At 65.8% G+C, this 19,211-nt stretch carries 19 protein-coding genes; 16 read left to right on the forward strand and 3 right to left on the reverse strand.

Annotated features, from left to right (window positions below):
- Positions 1–78: 78 nt before the first annotated feature.
- The 15 genes from M2361_RS02195 (at position 79) to M2361_RS02265 (ending at position 14,990) form a co-directional block, all read left to right on the forward strand.
- The gene (locus M2361_RS02195; protein ID WP_259246011.1) at positions 79–600 is read left to right on the forward strand and encodes a prepilin peptidase; all 522 of its coding nucleotides are present in this window, start codon (positions 79–81) and stop codon (positions 598–600) included.
- Positions 570–1,007: a TadE/TadG family type IV pilus assembly protein gene (locus M2361_RS02200; protein WP_404976237.1), complete on the forward strand. Its 438-nt coding sequence runs from the start codon at positions 570–572 to the stop codon at positions 1,005–1,007. The genes M2361_RS02195 and M2361_RS02200 overlap by 31 nt, the downstream gene beginning before the upstream one ends.
- A gap of 1 nt (position 1,008) precedes the next feature.
- Positions 1,009–1,509: a TadE/TadG family type IV pilus assembly protein gene (locus tag M2361_RS02205; protein ID WP_259246012.1), complete on the forward strand. Its 501-nt coding sequence runs from the start codon at positions 1,009–1,011 to the stop codon at positions 1,507–1,509.
- Positions 1,506–2,465, forward strand: coding sequence for a Flp pilus assembly protein CpaB (gene cpaB, locus M2361_RS02210; protein ID WP_259246013.1), 960 nt, complete (start codon positions 1,506–1,508; stop codon positions 2,463–2,465). The genes M2361_RS02205 and cpaB overlap by 4 nt, the downstream gene beginning before the upstream one ends.
- A 119-nt stretch (positions 2,466–2,584) precedes the next feature.
- Positions 2,585–3,916, forward strand: a complete 1,332-nt coding sequence (locus M2361_RS02215) for a type II and III secretion system protein family protein (RefSeq protein WP_259246014.1) — start codon at positions 2,585–2,587, stop codon at positions 3,914–3,916.
- On the forward strand, positions 3,913–5,253 hold the full coding sequence (locus M2361_RS02220) for a pilus assembly protein CpaE (protein WP_259246015.1): 1,341 nt from the start codon (positions 3,913–3,915) through the stop codon (positions 5,251–5,253). The genes M2361_RS02215 and M2361_RS02220 overlap by 4 nt, the downstream gene beginning before the upstream one ends.
- A 34-nt stretch (positions 5,254–5,287) precedes the next feature.
- The gene (locus M2361_RS02225) at positions 5,288–6,646 is read left to right on the forward strand and encodes a CpaF family protein (protein WP_259246016.1); all 1,359 of its coding nucleotides are present in this window, start codon (positions 5,288–5,290) and stop codon (positions 6,644–6,646) included.
- Positions 6,646–7,569, forward strand: a complete 924-nt coding sequence (locus M2361_RS02230; RefSeq protein ID WP_259246017.1) for a type II secretion system F family protein — start codon at positions 6,646–6,648, stop codon at positions 7,567–7,569. The genes M2361_RS02225 and M2361_RS02230 overlap by 1 nt, the downstream gene beginning before the upstream one ends.
- A gap of 12 nt (positions 7,570–7,581) precedes the next feature.
- On the forward strand, positions 7,582–8,580 hold the full coding sequence (locus M2361_RS02235) for a type II secretion system F family protein (protein ID WP_259246018.1): 999 nt from the start codon (positions 7,582–7,584) through the stop codon (positions 8,578–8,580).
- Complete coding sequence (locus M2361_RS02240) at positions 8,580–9,458, forward strand: tetratricopeptide repeat protein (protein WP_259246019.1); 879 nt, start codon at positions 8,580–8,582, stop codon at positions 9,456–9,458. Before M2361_RS02235 ends, M2361_RS02240 begins: the two co-directional genes overlap by 1 nt.
- Before the next feature lie 21 nt (positions 9,459–9,479).
- Positions 9,480–9,965: a DUF3613 domain-containing protein gene (locus M2361_RS02245; protein ID WP_259246020.1), complete on the forward strand. Its 486-nt coding sequence runs from the start codon at positions 9,480–9,482 to the stop codon at positions 9,963–9,965.
- A gap of 50 nt (positions 9,966–10,015) precedes the next feature.
- Positions 10,016–12,112: a TadG family pilus assembly protein gene (locus tag M2361_RS02250; protein ID WP_259246021.1), complete on the forward strand. Its 2,097-nt coding sequence runs from the start codon at positions 10,016–10,018 to the stop codon at positions 12,110–12,112.
- Between the two features lie 49 nt (positions 12,113–12,161).
- Positions 12,162–13,562, forward strand: coding sequence for a sigma 54-interacting transcriptional regulator (locus tag M2361_RS02255; RefSeq protein ID WP_259246022.1), 1,401 nt, complete (start codon positions 12,162–12,164; stop codon positions 13,560–13,562).
- Positions 13,563–13,679: 117 nt separating this feature from the next.
- On the forward strand, positions 13,680–14,387 hold the full coding sequence (locus M2361_RS02260) for a DUF2968 domain-containing protein (RefSeq protein ID WP_259246023.1): 708 nt from the start codon (positions 13,680–13,682) through the stop codon (positions 14,385–14,387).
- A gap of 144 nt (positions 14,388–14,531) precedes the next feature.
- The gene (locus M2361_RS02265; protein ID WP_100856556.1) at positions 14,532–14,990 is read left to right on the forward strand and encodes a DUF1178 family protein; all 459 of its coding nucleotides are present in this window, start codon (positions 14,532–14,534) and stop codon (positions 14,988–14,990) included.
- Positions 14,991–15,098: 108 nt separating this feature from the next.
- Here M2361_RS02265 and efp read toward each other — a convergent pair whose 3' ends face one another.
- From efp to M2361_RS02280, 3 genes are all read right to left on the reverse strand, one after another.
- Entirely contained in the window at positions 15,099–15,656 is a 558-nt protein-coding gene (gene efp, locus M2361_RS02270) for an elongation factor P (protein WP_046804079.1), read from the reverse strand.
- 134 nt (positions 15,657–15,790) lie between these two features.
- Positions 15,791–16,903: an elongation factor P maturation arginine rhamnosyltransferase EarP gene (gene earP / locus M2361_RS02275; protein WP_259246024.1), complete on the reverse strand. Its 1,113-nt coding sequence runs from the start codon at positions 16,901–16,903 to the stop codon at positions 15,791–15,793.
- A gap of 6 nt (positions 16,904–16,909) precedes the next feature.
- The gene (locus M2361_RS02280; RefSeq protein ID WP_259246025.1) at positions 16,910–18,112 is read right to left on the reverse strand and encodes a DUF2863 family protein; all 1,203 of its coding nucleotides are present in this window, start codon (positions 18,110–18,112) and stop codon (positions 16,910–16,912) included.
- A 228-nt stretch (positions 18,113–18,340) separates the two neighbouring features.
- Here M2361_RS02280 and M2361_RS02285 point away from each other — a divergent pair, with 228 nt between their 5' ends.
- Complete coding sequence (locus tag M2361_RS02285; protein ID WP_259246026.1) at positions 18,341–19,117, forward strand: class III extradiol ring-cleavage dioxygenase; 777 nt, start codon at positions 18,341–18,343, stop codon at positions 19,115–19,117.
- Positions 19,118–19,211 lie beyond the last annotated feature (94 nt).

Raw genomic sequence — 19,211 nt, forward strand, 5'->3', positions numbered from 1 at the left:
TATCAGTTGCTTGACCGGGGCATGTTCGTCTGGATGAGCACGCCTGCCGTTGAATCTGATTGATAAGAAGGTCCTGCCTTGTATCCAGGGGAAGTGCTGTGGCTGCTGTTGTTCGCATGCTGGGGTGGGGCGCTGATCTACAACGATCTGCGCTATCGCCGCGTACCCAACACGTTGATCGTGGCGGGATTCGCGGCGCAACTGCTTTGGCTGGCCGCCGCCGCGTTCGTGCCCGGATGGATGTTTCCCCCGCGTTGGACGGGCTGGCTGATGACCTTGGCGGGCTTTCTGGCCGCCTTTCTGTTCCTGCCGCTTTGGGGCCGACGCTTGATGAGCGCGGGCGATATCAAGGCCATCGCCATTCTTGGGCTGTGGCTGGGCCTGGCGCCGCTGGTGCTGGTGCTGCTGCTGTCGAGCCTGCTGGCGGGCCTGCACAGTCTGGCCGTCGTGGCCGCGTCGCGCTACTGGGCGCTGACGCAACGCTGGCGCCAGGTTCCTTATGCAATGTATCTGGGCATCGCCGCGCTCAGCGTGGTGCTTATGCCATTGAGTTCGCCCTGGTATTCGTGGTGTTCTTCCTGGTGTTCTACGGCATCCTGACCTACGGGCTGGTGTTTCTTGCACAGAATTCGGTGACCTTGGCGGCGCAGGACGGCGCGCGCAAGGTTCTGCAATGGCAGGCCGGCTCGGCCTCGCTGGCGGCGCGCGCCAACGCCGGGCGTGACACGGCATTGGATATCGCACAGTGGATGTCCTCGATGTCGTCCGCGCCCATCAAGGTGGCGGTGTGCGGCAGCGGGGGCGCCTTGAGCAGCAGCGCTGGCGGCACCTGCAGCGGCCAACCCTTGGCGCCCGACCAGATTGAAGTGACGGTGTCTTATGCCTATGGCGCGAATCCCCTGATTCCGTCGTTCCCGCTGTTGCAGTTGGCCATGATGCCGGCTTCCAGCGTGTTGAGCGCGCGCGCCACGGTCCATCTGGGCAACACGGTTGGCGTGGGAGGCTGACATGACCTTGCCCACCGCTTTCCGCCGTCCTGTGCACCATTGCCCTCGCTTGATCCGCCAACGCGGCATTGCCGCGCTTGAGCTGTCGCTGACCTTGACCATGCTGCTGATCTTCATCTGCGCCGTGGTCGGCTACGGCGTGCTGTTCTGGATGCAGCAACAACTGGCCGCCGCCGCCGGCGAAGGCGCGCGCGCCGCCGTGCACGCTCAGATCACCGGCAGCCCGAATGTGCAGGGCGATGCCTGCGCCGCCGCCATGAGCGTCTTTTCCACGGGTTCGGCCGTTGCCTGCGCGACCACCAGCGCCCCATGCACGTGGACCGGATCCGGTGGCCAAGTGGCCAATTGCGCCACCGTCGCCATGACCTACAACACCCAGTCCTGGCCTTTGCTGGCCACCTTGCAGTCGTTCATCGTCCTGTTGCCCGGCACGAACAAGGACTGGGTTCCCAGCAGGTTGTCGTCGAAAGCCATCGTACAGATATCGCAAGGGACACCATGAGCAGTCTTAGCAAAATCATCGCGGGTGTTTTGTTGGTGGCGGGCCTGGTGTTGGCCTTCCTGGCCTGGCGCCTGGCGTCCCATCCCAGCGCGCCGCCGGCAAGCCCGACCCCGGTGGCCACGACGCCTGCGCCCGCCGCGCCGCCGGTCAAATTCTATTCCGTTGTGGTGGCCAAGGAAGCCATTCCCGCCGGCACCCGGATCGAAGCCGAAAAAATGCTGACGGTGGCGCAATGGCAGGTGGCGCTGTCCAACAGCTTCGACAGCATGGCGCCCTTGGAAGGGTCGGTGACGCGCGTGGACGTCGCGGCGGGCGACCCCATCGTGCCCAGCCTCTTGGCGCAAGGCCTTGCCAGGCAGCTCAAGCCCGGCGAGCGCGCCGTCGCCATCGCGGTCGATGAAGTGGTCGGCGGCGGCAACCGCATCGCGCCGGGCGACCTGGTGGACGTGTTCTTCATGGTGGAAAAAAGCCAGGAAATCTCGGGCGGCCAGGCCCGGCTGCTGCAAGCGCAACTGCGCGTGCTGGCCTACGGCAAGGCCTCGGTCGACGGCCCTGAAGAAAAATCGATGCTGCAGCAAGGCCCCAGCCAGCCGGCGCGCACGGCGGTGCTGGCGGTGCCGGTCGAACATATCAACGAGCTGATCCTGGCAAGCCGCGCCGGCCGCCTGCAATTGGCGTTGCGCCCGGTGGGCGACGACGCGGTGCCCGACGAGACGCTGTTCGCCAAGCGCGGCACGGTCTTGCCCACGCGCGCCGACCTGACGCCGGCGCAGCGCGAGGCCTTGCTGGCCGGCCCCAACCGCGCGTACGCGGGCGACAGCCTGCTGCAACTGGAAGGCACGACGCCCGCGGCCCGGGCCCCCGCCAACCGCGTGGCGGCCACGGGCGGCGGTGGCGGTGGCGGCAGAACCATCGAAATCGTGCGGGGAGATAAATCCGAGCGCGTTCGCTATTGACCATCGCCGCGCGTGGCCTGGTGCCGCCCGCGGCTGGACCTTTCAAAATAACTAGATCCGGCACTATGAAGAGATATCAGCGCACCACTATGATCTGCGTCCTGTCGGCCGCAGCGGCGATGACATACGGTGTTGTCAGCCTGGCGCAAACCGCCGCGCCCGCGACGGGGGCAAATGCTCCTGTCCGTGATATCGCGGTGGCCGTCAAGGGCCAGCAATCCCTCATGCTGGATGGCGCCACGCCCCGCCGCATCGCCATCGGCGACCCCGAGGTCGCCGACGTGAAAATCCTGCCGGCCTCGGGCAAGCGCGCGGGCTCGCTGCTGATCTACGGCAAGAAGGCGGGCACGACGCAGCTTCAGATATGGACTGGCAACAATGCCGCGCCGCAAATCTGGAACGTGCGCGTGGCGTCGTCGGTGCAAGCCGCGCTGGCCAGCCGTGGCATCGACGGCGGCGTCAACGTCGACATCGCCGGCGACCGCGCCATCGTGTCCGGCTACTCCGAAACCCCGCTGGCGCAGATTGCCGCCGCAAAGGCAGCGGCGGCGGCCGTGGGCGACAAGAACGTGGTCGACGTGTCCACCGCCGGCACGGGCGGCGTGGTCCAGGTGGAAGTCAAGGTCGTGGAAGTATCGCGGTCGGTGATGAAGCAGGCCGGCATCAACTTCGCGGCCAGTAATGGCCCGTGGGCGAGCACCAGCGCGCAGCCGCTCCCGAGCCAGTCGTCGTCGGTGGGCGGCTTCACCCCGGGCGGCGTCCTTGCCGCGGGCTTCTCGTTGTTCTACGACTCCAACAACTTCGCGGCGCGCCTGCGCCTCTTGCAAAGCAACGGCATGGCGCGCGTGCTGGCCGAGCCCACGCTGGTGGCGCTGACCGGCCAAAGCGCCAGCTTCCTGGCGGGTGGCGAATTGCCGATTCCGGAAGCCGGCGGCCTGGGCACCACCACGGTCACCTTCAAGCCATTCGGTATCGGCCTGACCGTGACGCCCACCGTGCTGTCACGTGACCGCATTTCCTTGAAGGTGGCGCCCGAGGCCAGCGAGCTGGACTACAGCAACGCCATCTCCATCAACTCTGGTTCGGACAGCCCCATGCTCATTCCGGCGTTGCGCACGCGCCGCGCGGACACCACCGTGGAATTGGGCGATGGCGAAAGCTTCGTGATCAGCGGGCTGGTGTCGCGGCAGACCAAGGCGATGGTCAACAAAGTGCCGATGCTGGGTGACCTGCCGATCATCGGCGCGTTCTTTCGCAGCGTCGATTACACGCAAGAAGACACCGAACTGGTGATCGTGGTGACGCCGCGTCTGGTGCGTCCGATTGCGCGCGGCGTGACGCTGCCGCTGCCGGGCGGGCGGCAAGAAGTATCGGATTCGACTTTCAATGCCTGGGGCTATTACCTGATGGGCCCGGTGGGCGGGCAGCAAATGCCGGGCTTTTCACGGTGAGTAATATGAAGACACATGCCAGCGAGTGGGTCGGCCTGCAAAACGGGAAGCGGTTCCTGTTTTGCTCAAAAGGCGATGGTGTAGCCGCGCAGCTTGGACAGGCCCTGGGAGACATGGGTATGTTGACCCAGGAAACCCCGGGCATCGAAGAGCTGGCGCGGCGCTTGACCGAGATTGCACCGCAGGTGGTGTTCCTGGACTTCACGCTAAGCGAAGACGAACCGGGCAAGCTGTTCAAGTCCGCGGAGCTGGCACGAGTGTTGGCGCGCATAGCGCCGACCGTGCCGCGCGTGGCGGTGGGTTTGCTGAGCCAGCCTGAAGGCGCCATTGCCGCGCTGCGCGCTGGCGTCAGCGATTTTGTCGACCCCTCCGTTGCCCCCGAGGAAGTAAAAGAAGTTGTGCTGCGTCTCTTGGAATTGCCGGCGGGCGGCGGCCGCATGGACGGATCCCGGCGCAGCGTGTTGCTGCTGGGTGCGCGCCCCGGTGTGGGCACCAGTACGCTGGCCGTGCACTTGGCCGGCATGGTGCAAGACCGCTTGAAACAGATCCATGCCACGCGCACCGCGGCCAACGGCGCCAAGCCCGCCAAACCAGCCGAGCAAACGGGCGCGATGCTGCCGCTGGCCAGCCGCGTGGCCCTGATGGACCTGGGCTGGCCCGTGGGCGATTGCCAGCTTTACCTGAATATCGGCAGCGACTTTGATTTTGCTGAAGCCGCGCGCAACCTGCGCCGGCTGGATTCCACCTTGCTCGGCTCGGCGATGGCGCACACCGCCAACGGCCTGAGCGTGCTGGCATTGCCGCGCGATCTTGCCCAGATGCGCGACGTCTCGCAGTCCGACTCCCTGCTGGTGTTCGAGCGCATGCGCCAACACTTCGGCGTGGTTGTAGCGGATGCGGGCGGCTTCACGAACCCGGAGTTCGTGGCGGGCCTGGCCCGCTCGTCTCAACAGAACTGGATAGTGACCGACCAAAGCGTCGGGGCGTTGGTGTCGCTGGCCGGCCTGCTGCAAGAGCTTGAGCAACTGCACGTGGACCGCCGCAGCCTGGGCCTGATCGTTAACCGCTACGACGAACGCTACGGCATGACTGCGCAGCAGATCGCCGACCGCTTTCAACTGGAGCTGGTGGGTACCTTGCCTGACCGCACGCTGGCCTTGATGGTCTGCACGAACCAGGGCCACCTGCTGCACGAAGAAGCCGAGCGCGACGTGTATGTGCGCGCGGTGCAGACCTTGGCGGAAAAACTCAGCGCGGAAGAGAACACTCCCGGCGGGCGGGCAAGCTGGCTGGCCACGTGGCTGCCTGGCGTGCACCGTCGCATGATCGTCGGTTAACGGCAAGATTCACGGGGCGGCGGCGGAATCCGACATGATCATGACAGCGACCATAGAGTTCGGCGGTGACGGCGACAAGGGCTTTGCCTCGTCGAACCGCTTTCAGGAAGTCAAGACGGCGGCGTACGAGCACCTGCTTTCCCGTATCGAGGAACTGGGCGCCGAGTTCGGCCGCTGGGCGCGTTCGGCGATCCAGGAATTCGTTGACATCGAAGTGGCCAGCTTCGTGCGCTTGCGCCGCGTGCCGATCAACGAAGGCGAAATGCGCCAGATTGCCGAGGCGCTGACCAAGGAATTGGCGGGGCTTGGGCCCCTGGAAGACCTGCTGGCCGACCCGGCCGTTGAAGACATTCTGATCAACGGCTATGACAACGTGTTCGTGTCGCGGCGCGGGGTGCTGGCGCGCGAGACGCTGCGCTTCACCGACAACCAACATGTGCTGCGCATCGTGCGCCGCATCCTGGCGCCCATCGGCCGGCGGCTGGACGAGTCCAGCCCCATGGTGGACGCGCGTCTGCCCGACGGCGGCCGCTTGAACGTGGTGATTGAACCGCTGGCCGTCGACGGCCCGATGGTGTCCATCCGCAAGTTTCGCCAAGACCCGCTCAAGCCCGCCGATCTGCTGACGCTGGGCACCTTTGACGAAGACATTTACCGGCTGCTGCACGAAGCCGTGAAGCACCGCTGCAACGTGCTGGTGTCGGGCGGCACCAGCTCGGGCAAGACCTCGCTGTTGAACGCGCTGGCGTTTTTCATTCCAGAGACCGAGCGTGTGGTGACGGTGGAAGACACCGCCGAACTGTCGCTGAACCACCCGCACGTGGTGCGGCTGGAATCGCGCCAGGGTGGCTTTGACGGCAGCGGCGCGGTCAGCATCCGCGAACTGATCCGCAACAGCCTGCGGATGCGACCCGACCGCGTGGTGGTGGGCGAAGTGCGCGGCGCCGAAGTCATGGACATGCTGCAAGCCATGAACACCGGCCACGAAGGCTCCATGGCCACCATCCACGCCAACTCACCACGCGAATGCCTGTACCGCATTGAAATGCTGGCGGGCTTCGCGGGCTTTCAGGGCAGCGAAGACAGCCTGCGCCGCCAGATCGCCAGTGCCTTGGACTTCATTGTGCAGATCGGCCGTCTGTCCAACGGCAAGCGCCGGGTGCTGTCGGTGACCGAAGTGACCGGCATGGGCGACAACGTCATCTCGACGCAGGAACTCTACCGCCACGAAACCTTCACCACACCCGAGGGCGAAGAGAAGGACCGCTGGAACTGGCTGGGCATTCATCCGCACACGCCCAAGCTGGCGAAGCTGCGCAACGACGCGCGCGTCAATGACCCGCCGCCCGGCGACAACGATGGCGGCGGCGGATTCTGGAGCCGGAGGCGCTGATGCAAGACGCTCTGATCCTGGGCGCGCTGGCGTTGGTGCTGGCTTCCGGCGCGGTGCTGCTGTGGCGTCATGCCAATAGCGGCGCGCGCCGCGCGGCCAGCTCCGCGTTCCTGGACAACCAGCTCAAACGGGGCCGCGAAGCGGTCGAAGCCGCGCCGTTCGCTGAAGGCGGGCGCGCAATGCGCAGCGGGTTCTCTGGTTGGGACCGGCTGCTGCTGCTGGCGGGCGTGCGTCAAAGCGTGGGGTTCTATCTGCGGATCGCCATTCCTGTCGTCGCGGGCGCGGTGCTGGCCTGGGTGTTCCTGGGCCCCCTGTCCGGCGTGGTGTCTTTCATCATGCTGGCCGTGCTGACGTACTTCCTGCTCTGGCTGCGCGCCGACAAGCGCCGGCGTCGGATGATTGCGCAACTGCCTGCTTTCCTGGACAACATCGTGCGCTTGATCACCATCGGCAACAGCATGGGCGCGGCGTTCCAGACGGCCGCGGCCTCAACCGACCAGCCCTTGCTGGAAGTGGTGGAAACGGCGGCCAGCCTGAGCCGCTCGGCCAAGGAACTGGATGCGGCGCTGGTGCAGGTGTCGCGCATGTATGGCTTGAAAGAGTTGTACATGGTGGCGGCCGTGGTGTCGCTGGCAATGCGCTTCGGCGGCCGCAGCGACCAGGTGCTGGAACGCATGGCCGCCTTCATGCGCGACGTGGCCCAGGCCCGCAACGAATTGACGGCCAGCTCCGCCGAGGTGCGCTTGTCGGCATGGATCCTGGCCTTGCTGCCGGTGGGCATTGCCGGCTTCATCATGGTGGCGAACAACAAGCTCTTCATGGGGCTGTGGGAAGACCCGCTGGGCTTCAAGATGCTGCTGACTGCCGTGGTGTTGCAGATTGGCGGCTGCTATTGGCTGTATCGCATGGCCAAGTCAATTTAAGGGATGGCGACGATGGAGATGCTGCAATCCTGGAATGCCTCGACCGTGCTGGCGGCGGCATTGATGCTGGTGGCCGTGGCGCTGTTGGTGTTGGGCATCGGCATGGCGCGGCGCCTGCGCGGACAGGACCGTAGCCGCCAGGTGATCGACCAGGCGCTGGCAACGCGCCAGAACCCTGGTGCGACCGCGGCGGCGATGGCCGCGAACCCGGGCGAAGGGCGGTTTTCATCGGCCACCCGCGCCGCCGACGCCTTTGGCAAACGCCTGAGCGAAGGCCGTCTGGCCGACACGCTGATGGCCGCCGAAGACCGCAAGATGGTCGACATGGCGGGTTATGCGAATTCCGGCACCGCGCGCTCGCGCTTCGTGGCGGCGCGCTTCGGCCTGGCCATCTTGCTGCCCATCGCAGCGGTGCTGCTCAACCAGCAGAAGCAGTTGATCGATTCCCCGATGGGCGGCTTGATCGCCGCGTTCTTCGGCTTCGCCATCGGCTACATGCTGCCCAAGTGGGTGGTCGGCCGGCGCCTGTCGCGCCGCAAGCGGATGGCGGGCGACGAACTGCCGCTGCTGATCGACCTGCTGCGCTTGCTGCAAGGGGTGGGGCTGTCCATCGACCAAAGCATGCAGGTGCTGATCAAGGAATTCGCGCAAGTGCTGCCGGTGCTGTCGCATGAACTGCGGCTGGCGTCTGAATTGCACGTGCGCGGGCGCAGCCGCGAGCAATCGCTGGCGCGGCTGGCCTCGGGCTTTGACAACGACGACCTGTCGGCCATCTGCCGCTTGATTGCGCAGGTGGATCAGCACGGCGGCGCCGTGCAAGAGCCCTTGAATCGGTTTGGTGAGCGCCTGCGCGACAAGCGCAGATTGGAACTGAAGGAAAAGGTCGGCAAGACCACCGTCAAGATGACGGGGGTCATGATCGTGACCTTGCTGCCCGCGCTGTTGATCGTGACGGGCGGGGCGGGGTTTATCGCGGTATTGCGCGGCATGTCGCGCATGGGGGGGATGTAATGGCTGGCGAAATCAAGAGCAAGGCGCGCGTCTTGCGGTGGACCTTGGTGGCGGCGACGGTGGCCGCCGGCGCGGGGTTGACCGGATGCAAGACCAATAGCGCGGAGTCGGCCTGGCAGCTTATCCAGCAGCAACAGCAGGAACAGGCGCTGGCGCGGCAGAAGGAAGAAGAGGCCGATGCCAAGGGGCGTCCCCAAGCGCCCGAGATGATGCTGTCGCTGATTTCCGAAGCGCAGCGCCAAGAGCGCTATTTTGCGTCGCTGGCGTATATCGACGCCTATCAGCAACGGTTCGGCAACGACGCGCGGGTGTCGGTGCTGCGGGCGGAAGCCTTGCGCCAGACCGGGCAGACGGCGCTGAGCGAACAGGCGTATCGCGCGCTGCTGGGTACCGATCAGGCAGCCGACGGTTGGCACGGCCTGGGCTTGATCGCCGGTTCGCGCGGGCAGTTCGACCAAGCGGCCGACGACTTGGCGCGCGCGGCGAAGTTGTCGCCGATGGATCCACGCATTCTGGGTGACCTGGGTTATGCCCGGTTGCGCGCCGGGGATCCGGCAGGCGCGCGCGTGCCCTTGGGGCAGGCGGCCGAGCTGGCGCCGGACAACGGCAAGGTGCTGGCCAATCTGGCGGTGCTGCTGTTGGTGGAAGGCGAGCCCGTGCGCGCGCAACGGCTGATGGACCAGGCCCAGCTTACCGAGGAAGCGCGCAGCCAGGTGCTGCGCATGGCCTCCGACATCCGTGCGCAGCGTCCGTCGGCGCCGGTGCCCGTGGCGGCGGCCGAAGCGTCGGCGACCCGTGTGTCGAGCGGCGGCGGCATGATCATGCCGGTGATGAGTCCGTTGATGGAAGGCCTGGGCAATGGGCCCATCGTGCGCTAACCCGTATTCAGGAAGAGATCCATGTCTGACTCCCGCTATTCCGCTTCCCAAGTGCTGACTGCTGCGTTGGTCACCACGCTGGTGGCCTTGGCGCCGTTGACCAGCCAGGCGCAATCGAACGCGCCGCTGACCGGTGGCATGACCAGCAGCCCGCCCGCCGCCGCGCCGGCCCAGGCCTTGCCGCAGGCGCAACTGCCCACGCGGCCCGTGGTGCAGCAGGTGCAGACGCCGATGCCGCAGCCGCAGCCAGCCACTGCTTCCACACAAGTCGTGCAGCCCACCTCGACCGCTACCCCGGCTGCCCAGCCCTCAGCCCCGGCCGAGGAAGCGTTTGGCGACGTCACGCGGGGCTTGTTGGCCGCGCAGGCGGACGGCCGCCGCGCCGGGAACATGCTGCCCGTGCTGGGGCCGGTGTCCACCGCCGCCTGGAACCGCTACCTGGAGAGCTTTTCGCATCCGATTCCGGAGTATCTGCAAAAGCGCGTGGAGACCAAGAACACGAACTAACCCCGGCGCCGACACGCCCTCACCGCCTTGCAATCCAGGATTGCCCGATCATGCCTGCCAGACCTCTTCGTTGTGTGTCCTTGCCTCGCCAGCGCGGCAGCATGACCGTGGCCGTCGTGTTCGCGGTGCTGGTGGGCGTGGCGATGCTGGGCGTGGCGCAACTGGGCTACGGCTATTACATGAAGCGCGAAGTGCAAAAGGCCGCGGATCTGGCCGCGCTGTCGGCGGTTCAGGTGCTGGGCATGGGGTCCCCGGCGGATTGCACGCGGGCCAGCGCGGCCGGCAAGACGTCTGCCTTGGCGAACCTGCCCAATATCTTTGACACCTTCGCGGCCGACGACATCACGGTGGAATGCAAGCTGTGGGATTCCACTCGCGCCGACGCCAGCGGCATGCATGTGTTCGACCCCACGGGCGCGCAGACGCTCAACGCCGTGCGCCTGACCATCCGCAAGGAACTGGCCAGCCTGTTCGGTACCTTGGGGCTGAGCACAACCGTGTCGGTCAGCGCCGTGGCCACCAATACGCAGCCCGTGGCGGCATTCACCGTGGGTTCGCGCTTGCTGCGCCTGGAACGCGGCGGGCTGCTGTCGCAATTGTTGTCGACCGTGGGCGCCTCGCCCGCGCAGTTGGACGTGCTGGACGCGGCCGGCCTGGCCAGCGTCAACATCACCCCATCCGGCCTGTTGCAGGCGCTGGGCCTGCCGCTGTCGGTGGCCACCGGCGTGGGCACGCCGGCGGAATTGGCGGCGCTCGATAACCTGACACTTGGGCAGTTGCTGCAAGCCACGCTGACGGTCGTCAACCAAAGCGGCACGGCGGCCGCCGACATCGGCCTGATCAGCAACGCCATCAACACGGTGCTGGCGGTGATGCCGCTGAACCTGCCCGTGAAGCTGTTTGGCGACGGCGGCGTGCTGGACCTGTCGGTGGTGGGGGGAGACGCCACGGGCGCCCTGGCGGCGAACGTGAACGCCCTGAACCTGTTGGAAACCGCGCTGGTTGTGGCTAACGGCGAGAACCTGATCAACCTGGGCTTGAGCGTGCCGCTGCTGGGCGTGGACGCCCGGGTGCGCGTGGTGGAACCGCCCACGCTGGCCATCGGCGGCATCGGCACCCAGGCCACCAGCGCGGGCATACGCGTCTACCTGCGGCTGAACACCAGCAACATCCCGCTGGTGGGGCCCTTGCTGGCAAACACCCTGGGCACGCGGGTTGACCTGCCCATCATCATCGATGTGGCGCAATCCACCGGCACGCTGACCAACCTGTGCCAGGCGCCGCTGACCGAGCACCAGGCCACCATTGCGGTGACCGCGGCGGCGGCCAGCATCTGCCTGGGGCGCTTTCCCGGCATGACGTCCAGCACCGACCAGAACGCCGCGAATTTCGTGTCGCTGACCAATAGCTGCCAGCCTAGCTCGTTCGGCGCCATCCAGCGCCATCAGGTGTTGAACGTGCTGGGCATTTTGCCCCTGACCGCCAAGGTGACCCTGCCGGTCTTCAATTCCACGACACCGGTGTCGGTCACGCTGACGGAACCGCCGGGCGCGCCGTCCACCCAGACGGTGAACGCCACGTCCATCGACCTGGGCGGCTTGGCCTCGAACCTGGCGGACGCCGTGGTGGGCGGCATCCTGGGCGATCTGGTCAATTCCGGCACGCCGTTGACGGCCGCGGAGCGCACGGCGCTTGCCACCCAACTGGTGGGCGGTGGCGGCAGCAATGCCGGCAAGTCCATCACGCAGGTATTCAATGACATGCAGTGGTCCGCGACCGCGCTGAACCAGTTGGGCAACCGGTTGTCCACGGGCGGCTTGACGGGCGTGCTGGGCGGCACCCTGCAACTGGTGGGCAATATCCTGACGTCGCTGCTGGTGGCGCCCGTCAATGACCTGGTCTGCACGCTGGCGATCACGCCCAGCGCCATCCGGCAGTGCCGCATCAATTCGGTTGCGGCGCTGGCGCTGGACGGCGGTTCGCAGGTGAGCGGGGTGCTGTCCATCGTGGTGAATCTGTTGCAGCCCGTGCTGTCGCCCCTGTCCGCCTTGCTACAGCAACTGCTGGACACGCTGGGCGTCAGCGTGGGTCAGACCGACGTGTCGCTGCTGTCCGTGGATTGCGGGCAACCGCGCTTGGTGTACTGATGAGGATGCTTTTGGACTACGCCCTTTCTTTGTCGGCATGGTGCCTGCGATGACCCAAAAATTCGCCCGCGACGAGTTCGATGTGTATGTCTGGGAAGGCACGTCCGACATTGCCGGCCGCGCGGAACGCTGCCTGGCCGGCATGGACGTCACGCTGGTGCGCGCGGACGCCGGCACCGCTTTCCCGCCGCCACGCGACCCGACGCGCCCCGCCGTGGCCTTGGTGTCGGTGTCGGTCATGGGCGACAACCGCTTCAGCGGCTACGACTGGTTATCCGCCCAAGCCATGCCGGTGATATGGGTGTCGGCCGAGGCGCGGGGACGCGATTCGCGCTATTACCCGCCTGAATATTCGTACACGCTGCCGCTGTCCTTCACCACGGCGGACTTGCGCAAGCTGCTGTATGAACTGTTGGGCACGTTGGACCAGTTCAACCGATCCGCGCCCAAGCGTGAACAGCCGCTGATTGCGGTTTCCGAGCCCATGCGGGCGCTGCTGGCCGAGGCCGAGATGTTTGCCGATTGCCGCAGCAACGCGCTGATCCACGGCGAAACCGGCGTGGGCAAGGAACGCATTGCGCGCCTGCTGCATGACCGCGCCGCCTGGTCCGATGGCCCGTTCGTGGCCGTCAACTGCGGCGCCATTCCGGAAGGGCTGTTTGAAGCGCATTTCTTCGGCCACGCCAAGGGCGCCTTCACCGGCGCGGTCGGCGCGCACAAGGGCTACTTCGAACAAGCCAACGGCGGCACGCTGTTCCTGGACGAAATCGGCGACTTGCCGCTGTATCAGCAGGTCAAGCTGCTACGCGTTCTGGAACAAAGCGCCGTGACGCGGCTGGGCTCGACGGTAGAGATTCCGGTGGACTTCCGCCTGGTCGCGGCCACCAATAAAGATCTGCGCGTGCTGGTGGGCCAAGACGAATTCCGCGCGGATCTCTATTACCGCCTGGCTGTGATCGAACTGCGCATTCCCAACCTGGAGCAACGCGGCGGCGAGGAAAAGATCGCGATTTTCCGCGCGCTGCTCGAACGCCTGGGGGGCGAGGGCGAGCCGCCGGACTGGCTGCTGGAGCGCGTGGCGCGTACGCAGTACGCGGGCAATGTGCGCGAACTGTCCAACGTGGCCGAGCGCGTGGCCATCATGCGCCGGCAATTCCAGGGGTGGGACCAGGCCCGCATCGAGCGCATCTTTGATCAGATCGCCGAACCGCTGCGCGCCTCGGGCGCCCTGGGCGGCACCAGCGCAATGTGCGAACCGCCGGTATTCACCGATGCCGAACGGGCCGAGCGTGCCCGCATCCTGGCCGCGCTGGACGTCAATGGCTGGCGCCGTCAGGACACCGCCAACACGCTGGGCATCAGCCGCAAGGTGCTATGGGAAAAGATGCGAAAACTGCATCTGGGTGGCGGCCAGGGTGAGACGGCGGAAGGGGTCGTCGAGGCATCTTGATTGCTGCAATTGGGGAAGGCCCGTAGGGGGCGACAGTTCGCCCGCGGCTAATGTAAGCGGATCAGCCGTGAGCGAAATAAATTGCTATAGTTCCGCAACGATTTTTTTGGGGAAGGCATGAACGTCCAATTTATCCGTGCCGCCACACGCATGGCGCTGTTAGGCACGGTGATGTCCGGCTTGGCGGCGTGCGCCAGCGCGCAGTCCGAAGCGCCGCGGCCCACGGTCAAACAGGTCGAAGACCCGCAGGCCGCTGCCACGCCGGTGACCCCGCCGGCAGCACCCGCCGCTCCCGCTCGGCCGGCCTCGACGGTGGCCGAACTGCAAGACCTGATCCAAAGCCGCCAGGTGTCGGAACTGCGCACCGCCTATAACGGGACGTATGGCGCCAGCCTGCTGTTCAAGCCCGAAGACCTGACCTATTACGTGGCCTTGTTCCAGCAGAAGGATTTTTGGCGTGTGCTGAAAACGGTGTCTGAAAAGCAGGCCGAATCCACCTACCGCGCGTTTGCCGCGCAGTCGGCGGAATTGGCTGAAGTCGACATCAAGCGCATCAAGCTGCAAGCCGAATACGCGCATGCCGAAAAGCTGCTGGCCAGCCGCAGCGCCCAACTCAGCACGCTGCAGGCCGACCGTACCTTGCGCATGCAGCAGGAACAGCAAGTGGCGGCGCGCCAGGAACAGTCGCGTCAGGAAGCCACGGCGTTGGCCGACCAGCAAAAGGATGTGCGCGAGCAACTGCGTGATTTGCAGCGCCAGATTGATTCGCTGCAAGCCCAGCAAGCCCAGATCAATGCAGGCCCGGGCGCCAAGCGCGGTAAGTAAGTGTTGTTCATTACGCCGTGCCAAGACGGGCCCGCGGGCCCGTTTTTTCTTGGGGCGCGGCGCCTTGTCCCTGCGCTTTCAAGGGGATAGCAGGCGCGGCGAGCGGATTCTTGTATTCTGGCTGCTGGCCCCCATATACCGACCATGGCTCTAAAAGTTTTCGACCTTCAGTGCGAGCACAGCCACATTTTTGAAGGCTGGTTCGGTTCGCACGACGACTATGACGCGCAACAGGCGCGTGGTCTGGTCACGTGCCCCGTTTGTGGCTCGGCCAGCATCACCAAGCGGCTGTCGGCGCCGCGCCTGAACGTGTCCCACCTGCATGCGCCGGCCCAGCCGCCCGCCGTGCCGGCCGGCGCGTCCGACGCCGAGAAAATGGCGGCCGTGCAGGCCGTGGTCATGAAGCAGGTGCGGGCGCTGTTGCGCAACACTGAAAACGTCGGCCCCCGCTTTGCGGAAGAAGCCCGCCGCATCCACGACGGCGACGCCGATGAACGCCCCATCCGTGGCACCGCAACGCCCGAAGAACGCGAGGCCCTGGCCGAGGACGGCATCGAAGTCATGGCAGTGCCTGACTTCCTGGACGACGAACGCTTGCAGTAGGCACCTAATACGCAATTGGCGCGCGCTTCCGTTTCCGGATAGCGCGCCCATGAAAAAAGCCAGGCCCTGTTGTCAGGGGCCTGGCTTTTTCGTACCAACTGCCGGATCTTACTGAACGCGGCTGCGGTATTCGTTCGTGCGGGTGTCGATTTCGATCTTGTCGCCAATGGCGCAGAACAGCGGCACGTTCAGTTCGTAGCCGGTGTTGATCTTGGCCGGCTTGGTGACCTTGCCCGACGTATCGCCACGCACGGCGGGTTCGGTGTAGGTGATTTCGCGAACGATCGTCGTGGGCAGTTCCACCGAAATGGCGCGGCCGTCGTAGAAGACCACTTCCACGGGCATCGCTTCTTCCAGGTAGTTCAGGGCGTCGCCCATGCTTTCCGCTTCGATTTCGTACTGGTTGTACTCTTCGTCCATGAAGACGTACATCGGGTCGCCAAAGTAGGAGTAGGTGCACTCCTTGCGATCCAGTTGAACGACTTCGAACTTTTCGTCGGCCTTGTAGACCGATTCGCTGGCCGAGGCGGTCAGCAGGTTCTTGAACTTCAGCTTCACAACAGCAGCGTTACGGCCAGACTTGTTGTATTCGGCTTTCTGGACCACGAGGGGATCCTTGCCGACCATGACCACGTTGCCGACTCGCAATTCCTGAGCGGTTTTCATCGATAAAACTCCGGGGGGTAGGGTGCACTCGCCGTGCTTGCAAAAAGCCGCTGTACTTGCGGCTTTTTGCACACCCCGGGAGGCGTCATGTTGAGGCCCGACAAAATTCAGGGCAGCTCAGAAAACTCTCTATTCTAACGTTTCTTGGCCAAGTCTGCGCAAAATCTGGCCAGATTTTCAGCCAGATCGGGTAGCGCCGCCTGCTTGGCGTCCCAGTCGCGGGCGGCCGTGGCCCAGGCGTGCCAGGCGTCAGGCGCCAGCGCCGCAGCGGCCGCCGCGACGGTTTGTTCGCCTTGCGGCGCGTTCCAGGCCCGGATCAGCGACTGCGCGGATTCCGGGGCCGGATAGCGTGCCAGCCAGGCTTCAAGCTTTTCCAGGTGCGTGTTCTGATCCTGCGGGTAAATCTGCCACACCAGCGGACGCGCCGCCCAGGCGGCACGGATAAACGAGTCTTCACCGCGCACGAAATTCAGGTCCGACAACCACAGCACCCGGTCGAAATCCGGCTGGGCGACGAAGGGCAGGCGGGCCAGCAGCGGGGCGCCGGGTGCCGCGCAGGCGGCTTCCAGGCCCGGCGCAACGCCCACGGGCGCCAGCAACACGCTGGGCCGTGAGTCAGCCGCCAGGGCACTGACCAACGCCTGTACCGGCGCCGTGGGATAGCAGAACAGGCTGACCGTGCGCGCTCCGTCGCGGCGGCGCGCGAGCACGGCGTCGTCCACGCCCAGGGCGCGCAGAAAATCATCTTGCAGATCCATCGACGCTTGCAGCGCGTCGCGTTCCGCGCTCAAGCCCGGTTCGCGCAGCAGGCCACCGGTGGCGGCGGTGAATCCGGGAAAGAAAAAGTGCTTGACCAGCCCATCAGGCCGCTGCGAAGGCAGGCCGTGGCAGCTTTCCACCCAGGCCTCGGCGCTTAGATATTCCAGGTTGATCCAGGCCGGATGCGCTTGGCGCATGCTTTGCAGAAAGGCGTCCGGGGGATCGCAGGCGAAGGCCTCGATGACGACATCGCGCGCGCCCAGGGCGGGGTCGGGGGTGTCGGACCAGTGCACGACATCCACGCCCGCGCAGCGTTGCCGCGCGGCGTGGTCGGCTATACCCGGTTGGATGCGGGCGAAGCTGGCCAGGTCGTCCACCCACAAGCGGATATCCCAGCCAAAGCCCTGGGACAGCCGGCGAGCCAGCCGCCAGCACACGCCGATGTCGCCATAGTTATCGACGACCCGGCAGAAAATATCCGCTTGCATGGACGTTTAGTGGAACTTGGCCGGCGCGGCTTCGGCGTCCTCGGGCAATTCGGCGTGTACCAATTCGCCCAGCGGATTCGGGAAGTAGGGCGCGCCGCAATCTTCGCAATATTCCGCCGGCAGCACGCCCGGGATGCGGCGCATTTCGGTGACGCCGTATTCCTTCAGCAAGGCCGCGATTTCATCGACCACGTCGGGTTGGCCTTCGTCGGACGGCGTTTCTTCCTCGCGTCCATACAAGGGCCATACGCAGCCGTAATACACGTCATTGCTGTTGCGCGCCGTGAAGCTGATGCGGTATTCGTCGATGCGGTTTTCGCCGCAGCCGGCCACCACCGCGCGCAATTGCGAGGCTTCCAGGTTGACCGCGCCTTCCAGCCAACTGACAGCCGCGCGCAGCGACAGGGGGCGCACGCGCCGGTCGGCTTCGCGGTTGCTGACGTAGTAGGCGTCCGGCAACAGGGCTTCGAAGCCGCAGCCGGGCAGCAGCGCGGCCAACGTGGGCTGCGCCTGGGCGGCCCATTGTTCCTGGCAGGCGTCGCGCGTGGCGTCGGCTTCGCCCAGGCTTTCCTGCCAGCGGAAGATAGGTGCGTTTTCGGGCACGGCGACGGCGCCGATGATGTAGCGCGTGTCGGCCAGCATGTTGGCCGTTTCAACTTCGGTGTTCAGCGTGGGCTTGGTGGCTTCGCCGCCCAGGGCTTGCGAGCCCAGGCGTTGCAGCCACTGCCAGGTTTCGCCGAAGGTGCGCGGCATCTGGTCCACGCTGACCAGCATGGGCATCAACGCGGTGCGCGCCTGGCTGGACAGCACATGGCCGTGCAGTTGCGCCAGCAGCGCCTGCTGGACGCTGGCGGAGACGGGGCCGGTGGGGATCGTGTAGCGGGTCCAGGCGACAATCGGCGCGACGATCAGCAACACGTCGTGCACGACGCCATCTTTTTCGATCTTCATCGACTCGGACAGCGTTTCCGCCTGTTCGATCAAGACTTCGTAGGCGCCTATGTCGCTTTGCGCGAGGTGGTCCAGGGCCGCTTCCAGCGGGGCGTCCTGCCCAGCCTTGAGCAGCTTGGGAATCGCTTCGCCAAGCTGGTTCTCCCAGAACACGTCTTCAACGCGGCTGCCCGAACGGTTAAGCGCTTGGGACAGCGCCACCAGGCGGGTGGCGTCGCGGGTCATGCGGGGAGCGGATTGGCTGCGGGATCGGGCCATAACTTCGAGGGACGTCCAGTAAGTGTGTAACGACGTAGTTTAACGCCCGCCGCGCGCGTCGGCGTGGCCGCTAGGGTTTGCAAGGCCAGGGGCGGCCGGGCACGGCGGCGGCGCGGGTTGTCCATATTGATGCCGGATTGGCAACAGAGCATCCCCGCCCTAGGGGTTTATTGCTGATCGGAAACGTTCGAAAATCTGGGCATCGACTTATTTTCAGGAGGCTTCGCCATGCGTTGGCCTACGCTATTCGTTTCCCACGGCTCGCCCATGCTGGCCGTTGAGCCTGGGCTGACCGGCCCCGTGCTGGCGGCCTGGAGCCAGGCCCAGGGCCGCAAGCCGCGCGGCATCCTGGTGGTGTCGCCGCATTGGATGGGTGAAGGCCTTGCGCTGTCCACCCGCGACCAGCAAGTGGCCTGGCACGATTTCGGTGGCTTTCCGCCCGAGCTCTACACGCTGCAATATGCGGCGCCCGGGTCGCCCGAACTGGCCGCGCGCGTGCAAACGCTGCTGGCCGAATCCGGCATTACCGCCGACCGCGACCCGCGCCGTCCGCTGGACCATGGCGCCTGGGTGCCGTTGCGTTACCTGTATCCCGATGTCGACGTGCCGGTGGTGCAACTGTCGCTGGACATGGGTCGCGACGCTGCCGGACAGTTGGCGCTGGGACGCGCGCTGGCGCCGCTGCGCGACGAGGGCATCCTGATCATCGGCTCGGGTTCGTTGACGCACAATCTGCGCCACGTGCGCATGCCGCAAGACGCGCCGGCGGCGCCTTATGTGCCCGAGTTTCAGGACTGGTACGCGCGCAACCTAGCCGATCACAACGTGTCGGCGCTGCTGGACTGGCAGGCGCGGGCGCCGGGTGCAGCGCAGGCCCATCCGCATGACGATCACCTGATGCCGCTGTATGTGGCGCTGGGCGCGGGCGGTGCGTCGGCCACGCGCTTGAATGACGAGATCTCGTACAGCGCGCTGGCCATGGACGCCTATCAGTTCGACGACTGACACGCTGCTTGTCTACGAAGTAAAAAGCCCCGAAGCCGCAAGGCTTCGGGGCTTTTGCATTGCGCCGCCGCGAGCGGGGCGCAAGCGAGTGGCG

Source organism: Achromobacter sp. JUb104, from assembly GCF_024806975.1.
Taxonomy (GTDB): domain Bacteria; phylum Pseudomonadota; class Gammaproteobacteria; order Burkholderiales; family Burkholderiaceae_B; genus Achromobacter; species Achromobacter spanius.

Excerpts from the sequence above, each read along its gene's own strand:
- M2361_RS02225 (WP_259246016.1), top strand. The coding sequence starts at position 5,288 with ATGATCATGACAGCGACCATAGAGTTCGGCGGTGACGGCGACAAGGGC.
- M2361_RS02245 (WP_259246020.1), top strand. The coding sequence starts at position 9,480 with ATGTCTGACTCCCGCTATTCCGCTTCCCAAGTGCTGACTGCTGCGTTG.
- efp (WP_046804079.1), bottom strand. The coding sequence starts at position 15,656 with ATGAAAACCGCTCAGGAATTGCGAGTCGGCAACGTGGTCATGGTCGGC.
- M2361_RS02285 (WP_259246026.1), top strand. The coding sequence starts at position 18,341 with ATGCGTTGGCCTACGCTATTCGTTTCCCACGGCTCGCCCATGCTGGCC.
- M2361_RS02255 (WP_259246022.1), top strand. The coding sequence starts at position 12,162 with ATGACCCAAAAATTCGCCCGCGACGAGTTCGATGTGTATGTCTGGGAA.
- M2361_RS02280 (WP_259246025.1), bottom strand. The coding sequence starts at position 18,112 with ATGGCCCGATCCCGCAGCCAATCCGCTCCCCGCATGACCCGCGACGCC.
- earP (WP_259246024.1), bottom strand. The coding sequence starts at position 16,903 with ATGCAAGCGGATATTTTCTGCCGGGTCGTCGATAACTATGGCGACATC.
- M2361_RS02240 (WP_259246019.1), top strand. The coding sequence starts at position 8,580 with ATGGCTGGCGAAATCAAGAGCAAGGCGCGCGTCTTGCGGTGGACCTTG.
- M2361_RS02205 (WP_259246012.1), top strand. The coding sequence starts at position 1,009 with ATGACCTTGCCCACCGCTTTCCGCCGTCCTGTGCACCATTGCCCTCGC.
- M2361_RS02265 (WP_100856556.1), top strand. The coding sequence starts at position 14,532 with ATGGCTCTAAAAGTTTTCGACCTTCAGTGCGAGCACAGCCACATTTTT.
- M2361_RS02215 (WP_259246014.1), top strand. The coding sequence starts at position 2,585 with ATGACATACGGTGTTGTCAGCCTGGCGCAAACCGCCGCGCCCGCGACG.
- M2361_RS02230 (WP_259246017.1), top strand. The coding sequence starts at position 6,646 with ATGCAAGACGCTCTGATCCTGGGCGCGCTGGCGTTGGTGCTGGCTTCC.
- M2361_RS02235 (WP_259246018.1), top strand. The coding sequence starts at position 7,582 with ATGGAGATGCTGCAATCCTGGAATGCCTCGACCGTGCTGGCGGCGGCA.
- cpaB (WP_259246013.1), top strand. The coding sequence starts at position 1,506 with ATGAGCAGTCTTAGCAAAATCATCGCGGGTGTTTTGTTGGTGGCGGGC.
- M2361_RS02250 (WP_259246021.1), top strand. The coding sequence starts at position 10,016 with ATGCCTGCCAGACCTCTTCGTTGTGTGTCCTTGCCTCGCCAGCGCGGC.
- M2361_RS02260 (WP_259246023.1), top strand. The coding sequence starts at position 13,680 with ATGAACGTCCAATTTATCCGTGCCGCCACACGCATGGCGCTGTTAGGC.